Origin of the sequence: Pseudoduganella aquatica (assembly GCF_009857595.1) — a bacterium.
GTDB classification, from domain to species: Bacteria; Pseudomonadota; Gammaproteobacteria; order Burkholderiales; family Burkholderiaceae_D; genus Rugamonas; species Rugamonas aquatica_A.
The window spans coordinates 165,761-181,281 of record NZ_WWCU01000006.1; the positions used below are offsets into that span (position 1 = coordinate 165,761).

The following is a 15,521-nucleotide window of genomic DNA, read 5'->3' on the forward strand; positions in this document are numbered from 1 at the left end:
GCGCTCGAAACGGAGTCGGCGTATCATCGCCTCCTACCGTTTGCATGGCTGGTTAAAATATCTGAAGTGCCAGGCCTGTTATCACCAAAACCGCCCCAATAGTCCCCAACAAAGAAAACCAGACTGGACTGTCGACTTTCTGAATAGCAGATAAATTCTCTTTGCGGACATGCCAAAGCGCAATCACATCATCGGTGCTGCACAAGGCGACGTAAATCGAAAATCCGATATTTACCAAGCCATGCCCAGGCTTCCCACCGAGAACAGACGCAACCCCGGAATACAAAATGAAAATTGACAATGTTCGAAGGAAAACTTTACAAATGCGAATCTTATTTAATTTCATTTTCTAGTAAGGCTTTGATTTCGAGGGGACAAGTCAGCACTGAAGCAGATACAACCACAAACACCTCGATCAGTAGCTATACACGTTCACGACGTTGAAGGTGGTGTCCGGCACGTAGACGTTCCCCTTGTGGGCATAGATAAAGAACGGCATCCACACGCCGCCCGCCTCCGGATATTTCTTGAACACCAGATCGCCCGTCTTGTACGTCAGCGTGTTTTCGCCGATCTTGAACACCTTCAGCGCGCGGTTCACCAGGTCGTTGACGATGAGGTTGTCGTCCTCGTCGATGCACAGGCTGGCCGGGAGATAGAATTTTTCATAATCTTTCTCCAGGTCGTCGCAATAGCCGGCTTGGCCGTAGCTCCACAGGCTCTTGCCGTCGCGGCCGAACACGCGGATGCAGTTGTTGAACTGGTCGCACACGAACAGGCGGTCCTGCGTATCCACGTCCATGTCGCACGGCGTGAACGAGGCCAGCGGCTTGCCGTCCTCCTCCCACACGAAATTCCGGACGAAGCTGACGATGCCGGTGGCCTGCAGCTGCCACTGGGAGATGCGGTTGTTGAGCGAATCGGCAATATAGATCTCGCCGTGGCTGTTCACCGTGATGCCTTGCGGCGCCTTCAGCGTGCCCTCGCCGCCCACGCCTTCGCGGCCGAAGGGCACGCCGTAGTTCAGCAAATGCCCGTTCGGTCCGTACTGGTACATGGACACCGTGCACATATTGAAATTGGTGATGAAGATCAGCGGCGTGCCGGGGCAGACCTGGCCCAGCAGCGGCTGCGACGGGTAGTAGGCCGTCATGGCGATGTCGCCGGGCGTGAAGAAGCCGCGCACCATGTCCTGCAGCTGCGCATAGGGATTGACGGCGGTGTTGAAGGTCTTCAGGCACCAGTTGCCGGAATCGATGTTGTACGAGGACGTGCCCACATGGGCCAGCGGATCCAGCCCGGCGGGCTTGAGCACGTGGTCGTACCAGTACTGGTAGACGCCGGCCGCGGTCTTGGCCCAGCCGTCCCACCAGTTGCGGGCCGGTAGCACGCCATCGCCCTTGCGGTTGGGGTCGACACGGATCACCGAGGTCATGCAGTTGAACTGCGAGGTGGCCAGGGCGCGGGAGGCGTTGTCGCGGCGGTGGCCCACGGTGTCGAGCAGCACGGCCACGGTGGGCAGGCTGTCGTCGATGATGTTGATGCTCACATGCAGCACCGTGGAGGCGAACGGCTCGCTGATGTAATAGGTGTTCTTTTCCTTGCCCGCGCAGATCTGGTAGGGGCCGACAAAGACGCGGTCTTCCAGCGCGCCGTAGATCAGGTCGTTATAGGAATGCACAGGCTCGGGCTCGTGGTTCCACATGGGCAGCATGCCCATCACCTTCTCCTGCAGCTTGCCTTCCGGGTTGTAGACCATGATGGCGTTTTCCACCTGGCCCGGCACGAAGACGTAGTCGTCGATCACGCACACCGAGCGCATCACATTGAACTTGCCGATGCCGGTGGGCTGGCCGAAGCCGTGCAGCAGCGCGGTTTCCTTGGTGGCCTGCACGGTTTCGTTCTTGATGGGCCAGGCCGTGTCTATCTTCAGGATTTCGTAGTAGCCGGTGTTGGCCAGGTAGAGGTTGCCTTTCGAGTCGCTGGCCAGGCCTTGCGGCCACAGCAGTTCGTGGGTGCTGTCCAGGTCTTGCACGGCGCGGAACTGCAGCACGAAGTCGCCTTCCAGCGTAAATTTCACGCAGCGGCTGCGCACGTCGCCCTCGGTGTGGAAGAACTCGTCGGCCACGTAGATGTAGTGCTCGCCGTCCGCTTCCTTGATCACGGTGATGCCGTTCGGGTCGGACAGCGGCAGGAAGTTTTTGCTGGCGACGTTGCCGAAGGCGAACTGGAAGTCCGCGCTGTGCTCGTCGTATTCAAACGCCACCACGCGGCCGTTGCCCATGTCGGTGCAATACATGATGTCGTCGGTGGGATGCGGGCACAGGTGGAAGGGCATGAGCAGGCGCTGGTCCAGGCCGGTGCTGCCCGGGATGCCGTCGATCACATGCAGCAGCGTGCCGAAGTCGGCGGTGAAGACCAGCACGCGGCTGTTGCCGGTGTCGCACACCCAGACGTGGTTGTAGTTGTCGCGCGCAACGCCGACCGGGGAATTCATGGTGAAGTCGTCCGGCAGCTCGCCGCTCTTGGTCATGCCGGGCAAGGCCAACTCGCCGTAGTGGCACAGGTGCTTGAAACCGGTCTCGGATGCAGTCATGTTGTTCATGGTACCTACCTGTATGAAAGGGATAGATGGAGAAGCGGACGCGCATCAGTATGCGAGATTGCGTGGTTCACGGCAATAATTATGTTGCAGTGCATTGCAGATGAATACCCACTGGCGATTGGCTCTTTTTCAGCGGAAGATGCGGCACCGCAACAAGGAGTAGATGCTGGCGCAAAGCGCGGCCGGCTTTGCTCCATTACAATAGTGGCAAAGTTTTTTTACGGAGAGATGAAATGGAATGCAAAGTCAGCTGGAACGGCCCGTCCGGGATGAGTTTCTTGGCCCAGACCGGCTCCGGCCACCTGGTGAATATGGACGGGGCGCCGGAGGGCGGCGGCCACAACCTGGCGCCGCGCCCGATGGAGATGGTGTTGCTGGGCACGGGCGGCTGCACCGCCTATGACGTGGTGCTGATCCTGAAGCGCGGCCGCGAAGACGTGCGCGGCTGCGACGTGACGCTGAAGGCTGAACGCGCCGATACCGATCCGAAAGTGTTCACCAAGATCCATTTCCACTTCACCGTGACCGGCAAGAACCTGAAGCAGACCACGGTGGAGCGCGCGGTGTCGCTGTCGCACGACAAGTACTGCTCGGCGTCCATCATGCTGGCCAAGACGGCCGAGATCACGCATTCCTACGAGATCGTGGAAGGCTGAGATGGCGGGTTACGCTACGCTAACCCGCCCTACGCAATGGTCCGGTATTTGGTGAATTCGTAGGGCGGGTTAGGGCGGAGCCCGTAACCCGCCGGCATTAAATGTAATACGCGGTACTGGTCATCAGCTTGCCCATGGCCGTCATGGCCAGGCGCGCCGGCAGGGGCGCGGTTTCCGCCCCCATCTCCTGCGCGGCGGCGCCGTGCGCCACCTCGTCCACCCGCATCTGCTCGACAATGGCGCGCGACTTGGCGTCCTGCGGCGGCAGCTTGTCCAGGTGGCTGGCCAGATGCGCCTCCACCTGGCGCTCGGTCTCCACCACAAAGCCCAGGCTGCGCGCGTCGCCCAGCACGGCTGCCACCGTGCCCAGCGCATAGGCGCCCGCATAAAACAGCGGATTGAGCATGCTGATCTGCGAGCCCAGCTCGCCCAGGCGCTGCGCGGTCCAGGCCAGGTGGTCCTCTTCCTCGCGCGAGGCAATTTCAAACTGCCGGCGGATCTCCTCGCTGCGCGCAAAGCGCCCTTGCGAGTTGTACAGCGCCTGCGCCATCACTTCGCCCACGTGGTTCACGCGCATCAGCCCGGCGGCGTGGCGCTGCTCGGACTCGCTCAGCGCCGCATCGGCCGCATGTGCGGCGGGATTCGGGCGCGAGGCCGAGGCCACGCCAGCCACCACGCGCAGCGCCTTGTCGGCGCTGGCAATGAAACGGTCCAGTGGAGTATGGAAATGGTTTGCTGCCATGGTGTTCTGCTCAAGCTGGTTCAGAAAGCACCATTTTACACCCCGCCTTCCCTCTCCTCGCGCAGGATGCGCTGGCGCTCTATCCAGTCCGCCACCGGCCCGCGCACGTCGATGCCGGACAAATCCTTGGCCACGCCCAGGTTCAGCCCCAGCAGGAAGGGAATGCTGTCGACCGGCACCGCGTCGCAATAGTCGCTGAAGGCGCGCAGGAAGCGCGCAGACTCCACCACCTTGATCACCTTTTCGCCGCTCAGGTACTGCAGGATGCTGGTGATGCTGTGGCCCTTGCCAATGGCATGGTAGATGAAGCGGTTGTATTCCTTGTCCAGGCGCTTGAAGTCCAGGGTCTCCTTGGTCATCAGTCCGGACAGGTAATGCAGGCCCAGCGCCACCCGGAAGAAACCGGTGGCTTCGGACACGGTGGTGCCGCAGCGCGTTACCGCGAGGATCTTTTCCTTGGTGGCTGTGTCGATCAACAGACTGTTTTTCATAGTGGCACGACTATAGCAAGACAAAACCATTTTGTATCTTGCATGTGAGAATTTTGGCATGCTACCCTTGCTCACCATATTTACAACAGGACAATAAAATGCTCGCAGTTCAGGGCTTGGCCAAGCGCTTCCAGCTGCCCCGGCAGAAGGGCGCCGCGCCGGCCACGCGCGACCCGCGCGGCCACGACGGCTGGTTCCACGCGGTGCGCGACGTGAGTTTCAGCTGCGCGCCCGGCGAAGTGCTGGGCCTGCTCGGCCCCAACGGCGCCGGCAAGACCACCACCCTGCGCCTGCTGTCGACCGCGCTCAAGGCGGACGCCGGCAAGGCCCTGGTGAACGGCGTGGATCTGCTGCAACAGCCGCTGCTGGCGCGCCAGCAGATCGGCTTCCTGTCCGGCTCAACCGGGCTGTACGGGCGCCTGACGGCGCGCGAGAACGTCGAGTATTTCGGCCGCCTGCACGGCATGGACAGCGCCCACCTGAAGCGCCGCTGCGATTATCTGTTCGAGCTGCTGCAGATGCAGGACTATGGCAGCAAGCGCGCCGACCAGCTCTCCACCGGCATGAAACAGAAGTGCGCCATCGCCCGCACCGTGGTGCACGAGCCACAGATTGTGATCCTGGACGAGCCCACCACCGGCCTGGACGTGATGTCCTCCAAGATCCTGCTGGACTTCATCGCCAGCTACAAGGCGCTGCGCATTCCGCTGGTGTTCTCCACCCACCACCTGCACGAGGTGGAAAAACTGTGCGACCGCGTCTGCATCATCAACCACGGCAAGACCGCCTTCAACGGCACGGTCGATGAGCTGCGCCACCTGGGCGGCAGCGCCGACCTGTACGACGCCTTTATCGGCGTCATCAACCGCGAGGACTGAGCCATGTGGACCATTTACCTCAAGGAAATCCTGGAGCTGGCGCGCGACCGCAAGACCTTTATCTTCACCGTGCTGATACCGGTGCTGGCCATGCCGCTGATCATGGGCGGCTTCAGCTATGTGTCCACCAATCTGTTCAACAAGGCGCGCACCGCCGAGCTGACCTACGCCATGTTCGGCAAGGAATACGCGCCCGGCCTGGCGCAGCGTTTCACGGCCGAGCGCGGCTTCCGCGAAGTGCCGCTGGCCTCGCCCGAGCAGATCCGCAACGCCATCGACAAGGACGTGATCAAGTTTGCGCTGGTGATCCCGCCGGCCTACCAGCAGCGCCTGCAAGGCAAGGAGCAGGCCAGCGTGGCGCTGCACTACAACAGCGCGGTGAGCATGGACGTGATCCGCAAGCGCGTGTCGGCCGAGCTGGACGCGGTCAACGCCGAGCTGCGCGAGCACGAGCTGTCCGCGCTTAACCTGAGCAAGAAGCAGCTCCGCTTCGCCCTCAATCCCGTCATGCTGGAGGAGCGCTCCACGGCGGGCAAGCGCGAGCAGATGGGCGCCGTGCTGGGCGGCCTGCTGCCCTACTTCCTGCTGATGGGCTGCCTGATGGCAGCCATGTACCCGGCCATCGACATGGGCGCCGGGGAAAAGGAACGCGGCACGCTGGAAACGCTGCTGCTGGCGCCGGTGCCGCGCAGCTCCATCGTGCTGGCCAAATTCCTGGTGCTGTTCAGCATAGGCCTGACCTCGTCCCTGCTCATGGTGGGCAGCATGAGCGTGCTGCTGTTCGCCTTCGGCAGCGCGGCGCCGGCCGGCGTGGCCGCCATGGTCAGCTCCATCGGCGCGCTGGACATGGCCATGCTGGCGCTGATGCTGGCGCCCACCGCCGCCATCTTCGCCTCGGTGCTGCTGTCGCTGTCCATCTACGCCAAGAGCTACAAGGAGGCGGCCGGGCTGATCTCGCCGCTGATGCTGCTGTCCCTGCTGCCGGTGATGGTGGCCCTGCTGCCGGGCGTGGAACTGAACTGGCTGTGGGCCATGGTGCCGCTGACCAATGTGGCGCTGGCCATGAAGGAACTGGTCAAGGGCACCATGGACTACCGCATGTTCGCCGTGATCCTGGTGTCGAGCACGGTCACGGCAGGCGCGCTGCTGGCCCTGTGCCGCTGGTGGTTCAGCCGCGAACAAGTGCTGTTCCGCAACTAGCCGCACGCGGTTCGCCCGGTAGCCCGTTCCCCGCTTTGGGCGCTCTGGAACCCTGATTTTGCCGACTGTCGCAATGAAGCCACCGCTCAGCGGCAATTTCAATACAATGCCAACATTGAATAGTGGTATGTCCTGTTGCGGTGCAGCAGGACACGACAGGAGTCAGCATGGAATTACGCATTCGCAATTTGTCCAAGACTTACGCCAACGGGGTGGTGGCGCTGGACAATATTTCGCTCACGATACCGGCCGGGATGTTCGGCTTGCTGGGGCCTAACGGCGCCGGCAAGTCCACCCTGATGCGGACGCTGGCGACGCTGCAGGAATGCGATTCCGGCTCGGTCTTCCTGGGCGAGCTGGACGTGCTGGACGAGAAGGACGAAATCCGCCGCCTGCTGGGCTATCTGCCGCAGGACTTCGGCGTCTATCCCAAGGTGTCCGCCTACGAGCTGCTGGACCATTTCGCGGTGCTCAAAGGCCTGTCCAGCCGCGCCCGCCGGCGCGAAGTGGTGGACGGCCTGCTGCAGCAGACCAATCTGTTCGAGGTGCGCCACCAGAAGCTGGGCACCTTCTCGGGCGGCATGCGGCAGCGCTTCGGCATCGCCCAGGCGCTGCTGGGCGACCCGAAACTGATTATCGTGGACGAACCCACGGCCGGCCTGGACCCGCAGGAACGCGTGCGCTTCCACAACCTCCTGTCCGACATCGGCGAAGACCGCACCGTGATCCTGTCCACCCACATCGTCAGCGACGTGGCCGACCTGTGCGCCAATATGGCCATTATCAACAAGGGCCATCTGCTGCTCACCGGCCAGACCCAGCAGCTGATCGACGACATCAGCTGCAAGATCTGGGCGCGCTTCGTGGACAAGCGCGACCTGCAGCAGTTCCAGACCCGCCATGCCGTGATCTCGACCCGTCTGCTGTCCGGCCGCACGCTGATCCACGTCTACAGCGACGACGATCCGGGCGACGGTTTCGAGGAAGCCATCGGCGACCTGGAAGACCTGTACTTCGCCACCATCGCCGGCCGCCACAACGCCGCCGACAGCTGCGATTAAGGCGGCCAACATGCTTGCCATCGCCTTGTTCGAAGCGCGCCAGCGCCTCAAGCTGCTGTCCACCTGGGTTTATTTCGGCATGTTTTTGCTGCTGGCCATGCTGTGGATGGCGGCCGCCGGCGGCGTGTTCAAGGAAGCCGTGGTCACCTTCGGCGGCCGCGTGTTCATCAACGCCCCGCGCTCCATCATGTTCACCGCCAGCTTCCTCGGCTGCCTGGGCGTGATCGTGGTGGCCGCCATGATGGGCCGCTCGGTGCAGCAGGACTTCGAATATGACATGCACCACTTCTTCTTCAGCGCGCCCATCCGCAAGTACCAGTACATGCTGGGCCGCTTCATCGGCGCCTACCTGACCTTGGCGGTGGTGTTCGCGTCCATCCTGCTGGGCGCCTGGCTGGGCACCTTCATTCCCGGCGTCGATCCAGAACGGCTGGGCAATCCGCCGCTGGCGGCCTGGCTGATACCCTACTTCGTCACGCTGCTGCCCAATCTGTTCATCTTCGGCGCCATCTTCTTCGTGCTGGCCGCGCTCACGCGGCGCATGCTGCCGGTCTATATTTCCAGCGTGGTGATGCTGATCGGCTACATCGTCGCCCCCGGCCTGGCGCGCGACCTGGACTACAAGACGCTGGCCGCGCTGATCGACCCCTTCGGCACCGCCGCCGCCATCAACCTGACCGAATACTGGCCCATCGCCGAGCGCAACACGCGCCTGGTGCTGCCGGAAGGCGTGTACCTGCTGAACCGCGTGATCTGGACCTCGTTCTCGGTGGTGGTGCTGTTGCTGGGCTACTGGCGCTTCCGCTTTGTCAGCAGCATAGACAGCGGCAAGGCCGACGCGCGCGGCGACGCCGAACCGCAGCTGCGCATCAGCCAGGCGGCCAGCCACACGCACGAGGCGCCGGACTTCAAGTCGCGCAGCCTGGGCCTGCTGCTGCTGAAAAACATCTACCTGAACCTGCGCGAAACCGTGAAGAATGTCTACTTCCTGGTGATCGTGCTGGCCGGCGTGCTGACCATGTTCGCCGGCGCGCTGGACATGGGCTCCATGTACGGCACCAAGACCTACCCGGTCACCTACATGGTGCTGGAAATGGTGTCGGAAACCTTCGCGCTGTTCATGCTGGTGCTCACCACCTTCTACGCGGGCGAGCTGGTGTGGCGCGAGCGCGAGAACCGCATGGCGCAGATGCTGGACGCGCTGCCGGTGCCGAGCTGGCTGCCGCTGCTGTCCAAGCTGTTCGCGCTGATCGGCCTGCAGGCGCTGCTGATGCTGGTGGTGATGTTGTGCGGCATGACGATACAGATCTTCCACGGCTACTTCCAGCTTGAACCCGGCTTGTACTTCCAGCACCTGTACACCGTGCAGCTGCCGTCCTACGCGCTGGTGGCGGTGCTGGCGATTGCCGCGCAGGTGCTGATCAACCACAAATACATGGCGCACTTCGCCATGATCCTGTACTACGTAGCCAGCATCACCCTGCCCTCGCTGGGGATGGAACATCCCATGCTGGTGTACGGCACCTCGCCCAGCTTCGTCTACTCGGCCATGAACGGCTACGGCCACTACCTGGTGCGCGAGCGCTGGTTCGAGCTGTACTGGAGCGGCGCGGCGCTGATCCTGGTGGTGCTGTCGCTGCTGTTCTGGGCGCGCGGCAACAACACCGAATGGCGCCAGCGCGTCTCGCTGGCGCGCCATGCGCTGACCATGCCGGTGCTGGCCTCGCTGGCCCTGGGCGTGAGCATCTTCCTGGGCGCCGGCGGCGTGCTGTTCTACAACCTGCACATCGCAAACAACTACAAGTCCGCCTACCGCCAGCTGGCCGAGCGCGCGGACTATGAACGCAAATACAAGCAGCTGGCCGATGTGGCGCAGCCGCGCATCACGGACGTGCGGCTGGGCGTGGCCATCGAGCCGGAAAAGCGCCGCCTGCAGGTGAAGGGCCGCTACATGCTCGAGAACAAGAGCGCGCAGCCCATCAGCGAAATCTACGTCACGCAGGACACGACGGCCGACATGCAGCCGCTGCGCTTCGGCCAGGTGGCGCACCTGAAAACCAGGGATGAGCAGCTGGGCGTGTACAGCTACACCCTGTCCACGCCGCTGGCGCCGGGCGCGCGCATGCCGCTGGAATTCGAACTGGTGTACGCGCCCAAGGGCATCCTCGGCCTGGGCCAGGACACGCCGGTGGTGGGCAACGGCACCTTCTTCAACAACACCAAGCTGCCGCACATCGGCTACCAGCGCCAGGCCGAGCTGACCGATCCGCGCGACCGCAAGCGCCACGGCCTGCCGGCGCAGGAACGCGCCCTGCCGCGCGACGATCCCAAAGGCCTGGCCAACAACTACATCGGCAGCGACGCCGACTGGGTGACCTTCGACGCCGTGGTCAGCACCAGCGCCGACCAGACCGCCGTGGCGCCCGGCACGCTGGAAAAGGAATGGAAAGCCAAGGGCCGGCGCTACTTCCACTACAAGATGGACAAGCCCATCCTGAACTTCTACGCCTTCCAGTCGGCCCGCTACGCCGTCAAGCATGACTGGTGGCAGGACGTGGGCATCGAAATCTACTACCAGCCCGGCCACGAATACAATCTGGACCGCATGGCCAAGGGCGTGAAGGACGCGCTGGAGTACTACACCAGGAACTACAGCCCCTACCAGCACAAGGTGGTGCGCATTGTGGAGTTCCCGCGCTACGCCGCGTTCGCGCAGTCCTTCCCGAACACCATCCCGTATTCGGAAAGCGTGGGCTTCATCGCCAAGGTGGACGACAAGAACCCCAAGGACGTGGACTACCCCTTCTACGTGACGGCGCATGAAGTGGCGCATCAATGGTGGGCGCACCAGCTGGTGGGCGGCGACACGCGCGGCGCCACCGTGCTGAGCGAAACCCTGTCCGAGTACTCGGCGCTGATGGTGATGAAGAAGCAGTACGGCGCCGACAAGATGCGCCGCTTCCTGCGCTACGACCTGAACCACTACCTGATGGGCCGCGCGCTGGAGAACAAGAAGGAGCTGCCGCTGGCGGACAACGAGAACCAGCCCTACATCCACTACCGCAAAGGCAGCCTGGCCATGTACCAGCTACAGGACATCCTGGGCGAGGAGCGGGTGAACGGTGTGCTGAAGGGCCTGCTGGCGCAGCACGCCTTCCACACCGCGCCCTACCCCAGCGTGACGGTGCTGGTGGATGCGCTGCGCAAGATTGCGCAGCCGGACCAGGCTTACCTGATCGACGACCTGTTCAACGCCATCGTGCTGCACGACAGCCGCGCGCTGAGCGCTACGGCGCGCAAGCGTCCGGACGGCAAGTATGAGGTGACGCTGAAAGTCCACGCCAGCAAGCTGCGGGCGGACGAACTGGGCGCCGAGAAGGAAATGCCGATCCGCGACCTGATCGACGTGGGCGTGGACGACAAGGACGGCAACAGCCTGCTGCGCGAGCGCAAGCTGGTCACGCAAAAGCAAGCCACTTACACGCTGGTGGTCAGCGGCCGCCCGGCCAGGGCGGGCATCGATCCGGACAACAAACTGATCGACCGCAAGCCGGACGACAATATGATCGCCGTGGAGCAGTGATTACCTGAGCAGCATGGCCTTGCGGTAAGGCGCGATGGGCGGCTTGGGGAACTGCACCGCCGCGTAGGACTGGCGGAAGCAGGCCGCCTTGCCGTTTTCCACATCCGTCACAGTGCTGATGACTTTGCCGTTCGCGTCCAGCAGCAGCATGATGGTGACCGGATACTTGGACTTGCCGTGGCAGTTGCCGCGCTCGTCCAACTTCTGCGCGTTGTTGAAGGCGATGGACTCTTCCTCGTACTTGCTGACTTTCGGATTCGGGAACTGGGCGTTGAATTTCGCCATTTCCGTGGTGAACTCGGGGTTCTTCGGCGACGGCGCCTCGTCCTGGGCGGCGCTGGAGCCGGTCGGCGAGGTCTGGCAGGCAGCCAGCAGCAGGGCAGCGCACAAGGCGCTCAGTTTCAAGAAGGTATTTCGCATAATTTCTCCCAAAGCATGGTGTTGTTGTCACACTCTACACAGTTTGGGATTTATGCAGCGCACGCTGCAGAGCTGGCGGGTTACGCGGTACGCGCGTAACCCGCCAACCATATCAAGCGCTCAGGCGCAGCGCCTGCTGGTTCGCGGCGCGCGGCGCCACGGCGGCGGACTTGTGCAAAGTCAGCGCCGGCGCATGGCTGTACGGCTCGGACAACTTGAACACGCTCACCACGTCCGCCAGCGATTCCGCCTGCTCCTCCAGCGCGCCCGCGGCAGCGGCGGCCTCTTCCACCAGCGCCGCATTCTGCTGCGTCACATGGTCCATCTGGATAATCGCCTCATTGACCTGCTCGATGCCGGCGCTCTGCTCCATGCTGGCCGAGGTGATTTCGCCCATGATGTCGGTCACGCGCTTGATGCTGTCCACCACTTCGCTCATGGTCATGCCGGCCTGTTCGACCAGCTTGCTGCCGTTCTCAACCTTGCCCACCGAGTCGTCGATCAGCACCTTGATTTCCTTGGCGGCGGCGGCGCTGCGGTGCGCAAGGTTGCGCACTTCGCTGGCCACCACCGCAAAACCACGACCCTGTTCGCCTGCACGGGCGGCCTCTACGGCGGCGTTCAGCGCCAGGATGTTGGTCTGGAAAGCAATGCCGTCGATCACGCTGATGATGTCGACAATCTTGCGCGCCGAAGCATTGATCGATTCCATGGTGTCCACCACTTCGCCCACCACCTCGCCGCCGCGCTCGGCGACGTGCGACGCGGCCACGGCCAGCTGGTTGGCCTGGCGCGCATTGTCGGCGTTCTGCTTCACGGTCGAGGTCAGTTCTTCCATCGACGAGGCGGTCTCCTCCAGGCTGCCGGCCTGCTGCTCGGTGCGGCTGGACAGGTCCTGATTGCCGGCGGCGATCTGATGCGAGGCGGTGGCGATCTGGTCGGTGCCGGAGCGCACTTCGCTGACGATGAGCACCAGGCCGTCGTTCATGGTTTTGAGCGCCTGCAGCAACTTGCCGGTTTCGTCGCGGCTGTCGATCACGATATCGCTGCGCAAGTCATTGGCGGCCACGGCGGTGGCAACGTCCACGGCGCGGCGCAGCGGACGGGTGATGCCGGTGGTCAAACGCCAGGCGCACAGGCCGCCCAGCGCCAGCACGGCGGCGGCGAAGGCCAGCATGAAGCGGCGGTTTTCCTGGTAGCTGGCGTCGATACGGGCCGCGTTGGCGTCGATGCTCTGGCGCTGCATCACCAGCAGGCCGCTGAGCGCATCCAGATAGGCCTTGCCGTCGGGGATGAAATTCTTTTCCAGCAGCGCGGCGGCTTCCTCGAACTTGTCTTCCTTCTTCAGCGCAACGATGCCGTCGCGCGAGGCCACATAGCGCTTGCGCGCGGCGATCATGGTGGCGAACAGCTGCTTTTCCTCGTCGCTTTCGAGCAGCGGCTCAACCTTCTTTTGCAGCTCGTTCACTTCGCTGGAGGAAGCGGCGGCGTCGGCGGCAAAGAAGGGACCGAGGCTGGCGTCGCTGGACTTGGAAATGGCGGTGGTGCGGCGCACGCTGGTGTGGATCAGGCGGTACCAGTCAGAGATCATGCGTTCCTTGGCCAGCGGCTGCTGCATCATTTCGCTGGTGGCTTCGGCCACGGCCTGCATATGGCTCAGGCCTATCCAGGTCATCAGCATAGTTAGCAGCAAGACAAGTCCAAAGCCGCCGGCGAGGCGGGTACCGATTTTCAGGTTTTTCATTTTTTCTCTCGAACAAAAAAGTGGGACACAGGCGGACAAGCCGCGCCCCGGCTGAAAACAGGTGCCAGTGCGTCCATGGGAAACTACGATTGCAACAATGAGACAGCGTGCTGCTTGTGATAAAAAGCAACACTTAGTATTGACAGAACTGCTAGGGAAGGATAGGAGTGTAACACGGAGTTAAAATTAGTGCCTCGTGGAAACTACGTAGACGCGGACGCAAGCAGGGCTGTACGCTCCGCGTGCGCCCGAATACCATTACGGTATGAAAACATTCATCCATACCAGATGGCCGCGCGCAGCGGCAATGACTGCCGCCGCCTGCCTTCTCGCCGTTCAGGCAATCGCGGCCGGCCCCACTTTCGGCACCCACGGCATGGCGCTGTTCGGCGGCAAGGAGGGCTTGTACGCCTCGCACCTGCCCATGTTCCATGCGCCGCACGATTACCAGGTGGTGCTGCAAGTGCACGTGGCGGACGCCAGGCTGGACGCGGCGCTGAAAGGCCGGCTGGACGGCAAGACCGCGCTGTGGACCGTGGACCCGGAAAAATTCGAACTGGACAGGCTGGCGCCGGACGCCGCCTCGCCCCTGCGCCAGTTCAAGGCTGATCTGGTGCTCGGCCATTTCGAGCAAGGCGGCAAGACACAGTACAGGGCTGCAACATTGGTGGTGGATAAAGTCTTGCTGTTCCGGCCACTCTCGCCAGCCGAAAAAACAAACTCCACGGCAACTTATGTGCAAATTGGCAACGGCAAACAGCGTTACCTCATCAAGGAGATCGACAGCCGTCCCGATTTCGATCATATTGTTTCTTACCGTGCAGCATCGCATGCGCCATACGCACCGGCCACCATCGCCAAGAACGGCATGGCCGAACCGGACGCCAAAGCGCTCGCCGCCGCGCTGCAGGCAACGCCGTCCGCCATACGCGGCACGGTCTACTTCTATACCGACGACTTGCGGTGATGACAGTTCCTGCGATCTATCAAGGCTTGTGGCGGCGCACCGGCATCTGGCGCAGCAATGGCACCAGCGACCTGAGCACTCAGGTGTGGTGGTTCCAGTCCGCCAGCTTCCATATCGACCTGCGCATTCCGATCGACCGCCCGTCGCTGGACAGCCGCGCCCAGCTGGCGACGCTTGCGCCAGCGCAGCTGGCCCGTTTCAGCGCGCAAACCGGCTTTGCCGGCACTACCGTGGTGGCGGGCGAGCGCTGCGAATGGCGGCCCGAGATCGCCTTCCCCGCTCTCAGCGCCGAACTGGACGCGGGCTGGATGCGCTTTGACAGCGAGGACGCGGTCCACGAAACCGGCATTGACGCCAGCTACGATGAAGACTGGGTACGCATGGCGGGCGCGCCGATGCGCGGCGTGCGGCTGGTGCCGGTTGCGGCGGCGGGCGGCGCAGCGGTCGCCTACCTGATTATCGGCGAGCACTGGATGGCCTGGGCTTGCGGCAGCCCCGGCGACGCCTACTCCCCGACCACGCCGGACGCCAGCTCATGGGGCGAGTTCACGGTGCTGCATAAAGGCGGCGGCTGGCGCATTGCCGGCTCCAACTGCGCCTGGAAGGAAGGCCAGGAAGTGCCCGGCGCGGACGCGCTGGCCACGCAGCAGTTTTCGCCGGACGGCATCACCACCCTGCCCTTCGCCGACGGCCACTGGCGCGTCACGTCGCTGGCATAGGCGTTTCCAGCAACTCCGGCCACGCACACAGCAGCAAAAGCCAGACGGTGAAAGCGCTGAGCACCACCGCCAAAGACGTTGGCGGAAACTGGATCGGGCTGGTCATCAGCTTCGCCCAGGCCGCAAGCGGCACCAGCAGCAGCGCGAACGTGGCGCCCCGATAGGCGCGCTCCCGAGACCTGGCCCGCCACCCCACCGCGAACATCACAAACCCGGACGCCAGCAGGCACGCGCCGCCGATCACCAATACCATCATCTGCCACGGTGACGCCGTCGCCTCCTCGGAAGAAAACGCGTTGAGGACCAGCGCCAGCGGAATGGAAACAAAGAGCATGCCAAAGCCCAGAAGTGCGCAGCACAAGCGCGTGCAAATAACGGCAACCGAAGCGAAGATTTTCATTAGCTGTCCCTGATGATGTGAATCATGCAAGCATAGGGACGGCCTGTGAAGCCAT

The 15,521-nt window shown here is 63.0% G+C and carries 13 protein-coding genes; 7 read left to right on the forward strand and 6 right to left on the reverse strand.

All coding sequences use genetic code 11. The features are described from left to right. Window positions 1–415: 415 nt before the first annotated feature. Complete coding sequence (locus GTP77_RS08285; protein ID WP_161071694.1) at window positions 416–2,605, reverse strand: NHL repeat-containing protein; 2,190 nt, start codon at window positions 2,603–2,605, stop codon at window positions 416–418. 233 nt (window positions 2,606–2,838) lie between these two features. Here GTP77_RS08285 and GTP77_RS08290 point away from each other — a divergent pair, with 233 nt between their 5' ends. Further along, on the forward strand, window positions 2,839–3,261 hold the full coding sequence (locus tag GTP77_RS08290) for an OsmC family protein (protein ID WP_093552311.1): 423 nt from the start codon (window positions 2,839–2,841) through the stop codon (window positions 3,259–3,261). Between the two features lie 97 nt (window positions 3,262–3,358). Here the strand turns inward: GTP77_RS08290 and coq7 are convergent, their stop codons facing one another. Further along, window positions 3,359–4,003: a 2-polyprenyl-3-methyl-6-methoxy-1,4-benzoquinone monooxygenase gene (gene coq7, locus GTP77_RS08295; RefSeq protein ID WP_161071695.1), complete on the reverse strand. Its 645-nt coding sequence runs from the start codon at window positions 4,001–4,003 to the stop codon at window positions 3,359–3,361. A gap of 35 nt (window positions 4,004–4,038) precedes the next feature. Further along, window positions 4,039–4,494, reverse strand: a complete 456-nt coding sequence (locus tag GTP77_RS08300) for a hypothetical protein (RefSeq protein WP_161071696.1) — start codon at window positions 4,492–4,494, stop codon at window positions 4,039–4,041. A 98-nt stretch (window positions 4,495–4,592) separates the two neighbouring features. Here GTP77_RS08300 and GTP77_RS08305 point away from each other — a divergent pair, with 98 nt between their 5' ends. From GTP77_RS08305 to GTP77_RS08320, 4 genes are all read left to right on the forward strand, one after another. Further along, window positions 4,593–5,372: an ABC transporter ATP-binding protein gene (locus GTP77_RS08305; protein ID WP_161071697.1), complete on the forward strand. Its 780-nt coding sequence runs from the start codon at window positions 4,593–4,595 to the stop codon at window positions 5,370–5,372. Window positions 5,373–5,375: 3 nt separating this feature from the next. Then, window positions 5,376–6,572, forward strand: a complete 1,197-nt coding sequence (locus GTP77_RS08310; protein ID WP_161071698.1) for an ABC transporter permease — start codon at window positions 5,376–5,378, stop codon at window positions 6,570–6,572. A 167-nt stretch (window positions 6,573–6,739) separates the two neighbouring features. Continuing rightward, window positions 6,740–7,633, forward strand: a complete 894-nt coding sequence (locus GTP77_RS08315) for an ABC transporter ATP-binding protein (protein ID WP_161071699.1) — start codon at window positions 6,740–6,742, stop codon at window positions 7,631–7,633. Between the two features lie 10 nt (window positions 7,634–7,643). After that, on the forward strand, window positions 7,644–11,216 hold the full coding sequence (locus GTP77_RS08320; RefSeq protein WP_161071700.1) for an ABC transporter permease/M1 family aminopeptidase: 3,573 nt from the start codon (window positions 7,644–7,646) through the stop codon (window positions 11,214–11,216). On the opposite strand, the gene GTP77_RS08325 is transcribed toward GTP77_RS08320, so the two are convergent. Both GTP77_RS08325 and GTP77_RS08330 read right to left on the reverse strand, forming a co-directional pair. Next, window positions 11,217–11,636 (reverse strand): hypothetical protein, encoded by a 420-nt coding sequence (locus GTP77_RS08325; RefSeq protein WP_161071701.1) that lies wholly within the window; start codon window positions 11,634–11,636, stop codon window positions 11,217–11,219. 112 nt (window positions 11,637–11,748) lie between these two features. Continuing rightward, window positions 11,749–13,380, reverse strand: coding sequence for a methyl-accepting chemotaxis protein (locus GTP77_RS08330; RefSeq protein ID WP_161071702.1), 1,632 nt, complete (start codon window positions 13,378–13,380; stop codon window positions 11,749–11,751). Between the two features lie 307 nt (window positions 13,381–13,687). Here GTP77_RS08330 and GTP77_RS08335 point away from each other — a divergent pair, with 307 nt between their 5' ends. Next, entirely contained in the window at window positions 13,688–14,347 is a 660-nt protein-coding gene (locus GTP77_RS08335; RefSeq protein ID WP_228894990.1) for a hypothetical protein, read from the forward strand. After that, window positions 14,347–15,066 carry a hypothetical protein gene (locus tag GTP77_RS08340; RefSeq protein WP_161071704.1) on the forward strand — a complete coding sequence of 240 codons (720 nt, stop codon included), beginning with the start codon at window positions 14,347–14,349 and terminating at the stop codon, window positions 15,064–15,066. The genes GTP77_RS08335 and GTP77_RS08340 overlap by 1 nt, the downstream gene beginning before the upstream one ends. Here GTP77_RS08340 and GTP77_RS08345 read toward each other — a convergent pair. Beyond that, window positions 15,050–15,466 (reverse strand): hypothetical protein, encoded by a 417-nt coding sequence (locus GTP77_RS08345; RefSeq protein WP_161071705.1) that lies wholly within the window; start codon window positions 15,464–15,466, stop codon window positions 15,050–15,052. The two genes, GTP77_RS08340 and GTP77_RS08345, sit on opposite strands and share 17 nt — an antisense overlap. Window positions 15,467–15,521: the final 55 nt, after the last annotated feature.

What these genes read in the sequence shown, in the direction of transcription:
- coq7 (WP_161071695.1), bottom strand. Translation starts at nt 4,003, where the DNA reads ATGGCAGCAAACCATTTCCATACTCCACTGGACCGTTTCATTGCCAGC.
- GTP77_RS08315 (WP_161071699.1), top strand. Translation starts at nt 6,740, where the DNA reads ATGGAATTACGCATTCGCAATTTGTCCAAGACTTACGCCAACGGGGTG.
- GTP77_RS08325 (WP_161071701.1), bottom strand. Translation starts at nt 11,636, where the DNA reads ATGCGAAATACCTTCTTGAAACTGAGCGCCTTGTGCGCTGCCCTGCTG.
- GTP77_RS08320 (WP_161071700.1), top strand. Translation starts at nt 7,644, where the DNA reads ATGCTTGCCATCGCCTTGTTCGAAGCGCGCCAGCGCCTCAAGCTGCTG.
- GTP77_RS08290 (WP_093552311.1), top strand. Translation starts at nt 2,839, where the DNA reads ATGGAATGCAAAGTCAGCTGGAACGGCCCGTCCGGGATGAGTTTCTTG.
- GTP77_RS08305 (WP_161071697.1), top strand. Translation starts at nt 4,593, where the DNA reads ATGCTCGCAGTTCAGGGCTTGGCCAAGCGCTTCCAGCTGCCCCGGCAG.
- GTP77_RS08330 (WP_161071702.1), bottom strand. Translation starts at nt 13,380, where the DNA reads ATGAAAAACCTGAAAATCGGTACCCGCCTCGCCGGCGGCTTTGGACTT.
- GTP77_RS08285 (WP_161071694.1), bottom strand. Translation starts at nt 2,605, where the DNA reads ATGAACAACATGACTGCATCCGAGACCGGTTTCAAGCACCTGTGCCAC.
- GTP77_RS08335 (WP_228894990.1), top strand. Translation starts at nt 13,688, where the DNA reads ATGACTGCCGCCGCCTGCCTTCTCGCCGTTCAGGCAATCGCGGCCGGC.
- GTP77_RS08310 (WP_161071698.1), top strand. Translation starts at nt 5,376, where the DNA reads ATGTGGACCATTTACCTCAAGGAAATCCTGGAGCTGGCGCGCGACCGC.
- GTP77_RS08300 (WP_161071696.1), bottom strand. Translation starts at nt 4,494, where the DNA reads ATGAAAAACAGTCTGTTGATCGACACAGCCACCAAGGAAAAGATCCTC.
- GTP77_RS08345 (WP_161071705.1), bottom strand. Translation starts at nt 15,466, where the DNA reads ATGAAAATCTTCGCTTCGGTTGCCGTTATTTGCACGCGCTTGTGCTGC.
- GTP77_RS08340 (WP_161071704.1), top strand. Translation starts at nt 14,347, where the DNA reads ATGACAGTTCCTGCGATCTATCAAGGCTTGTGGCGGCGCACCGGCATC.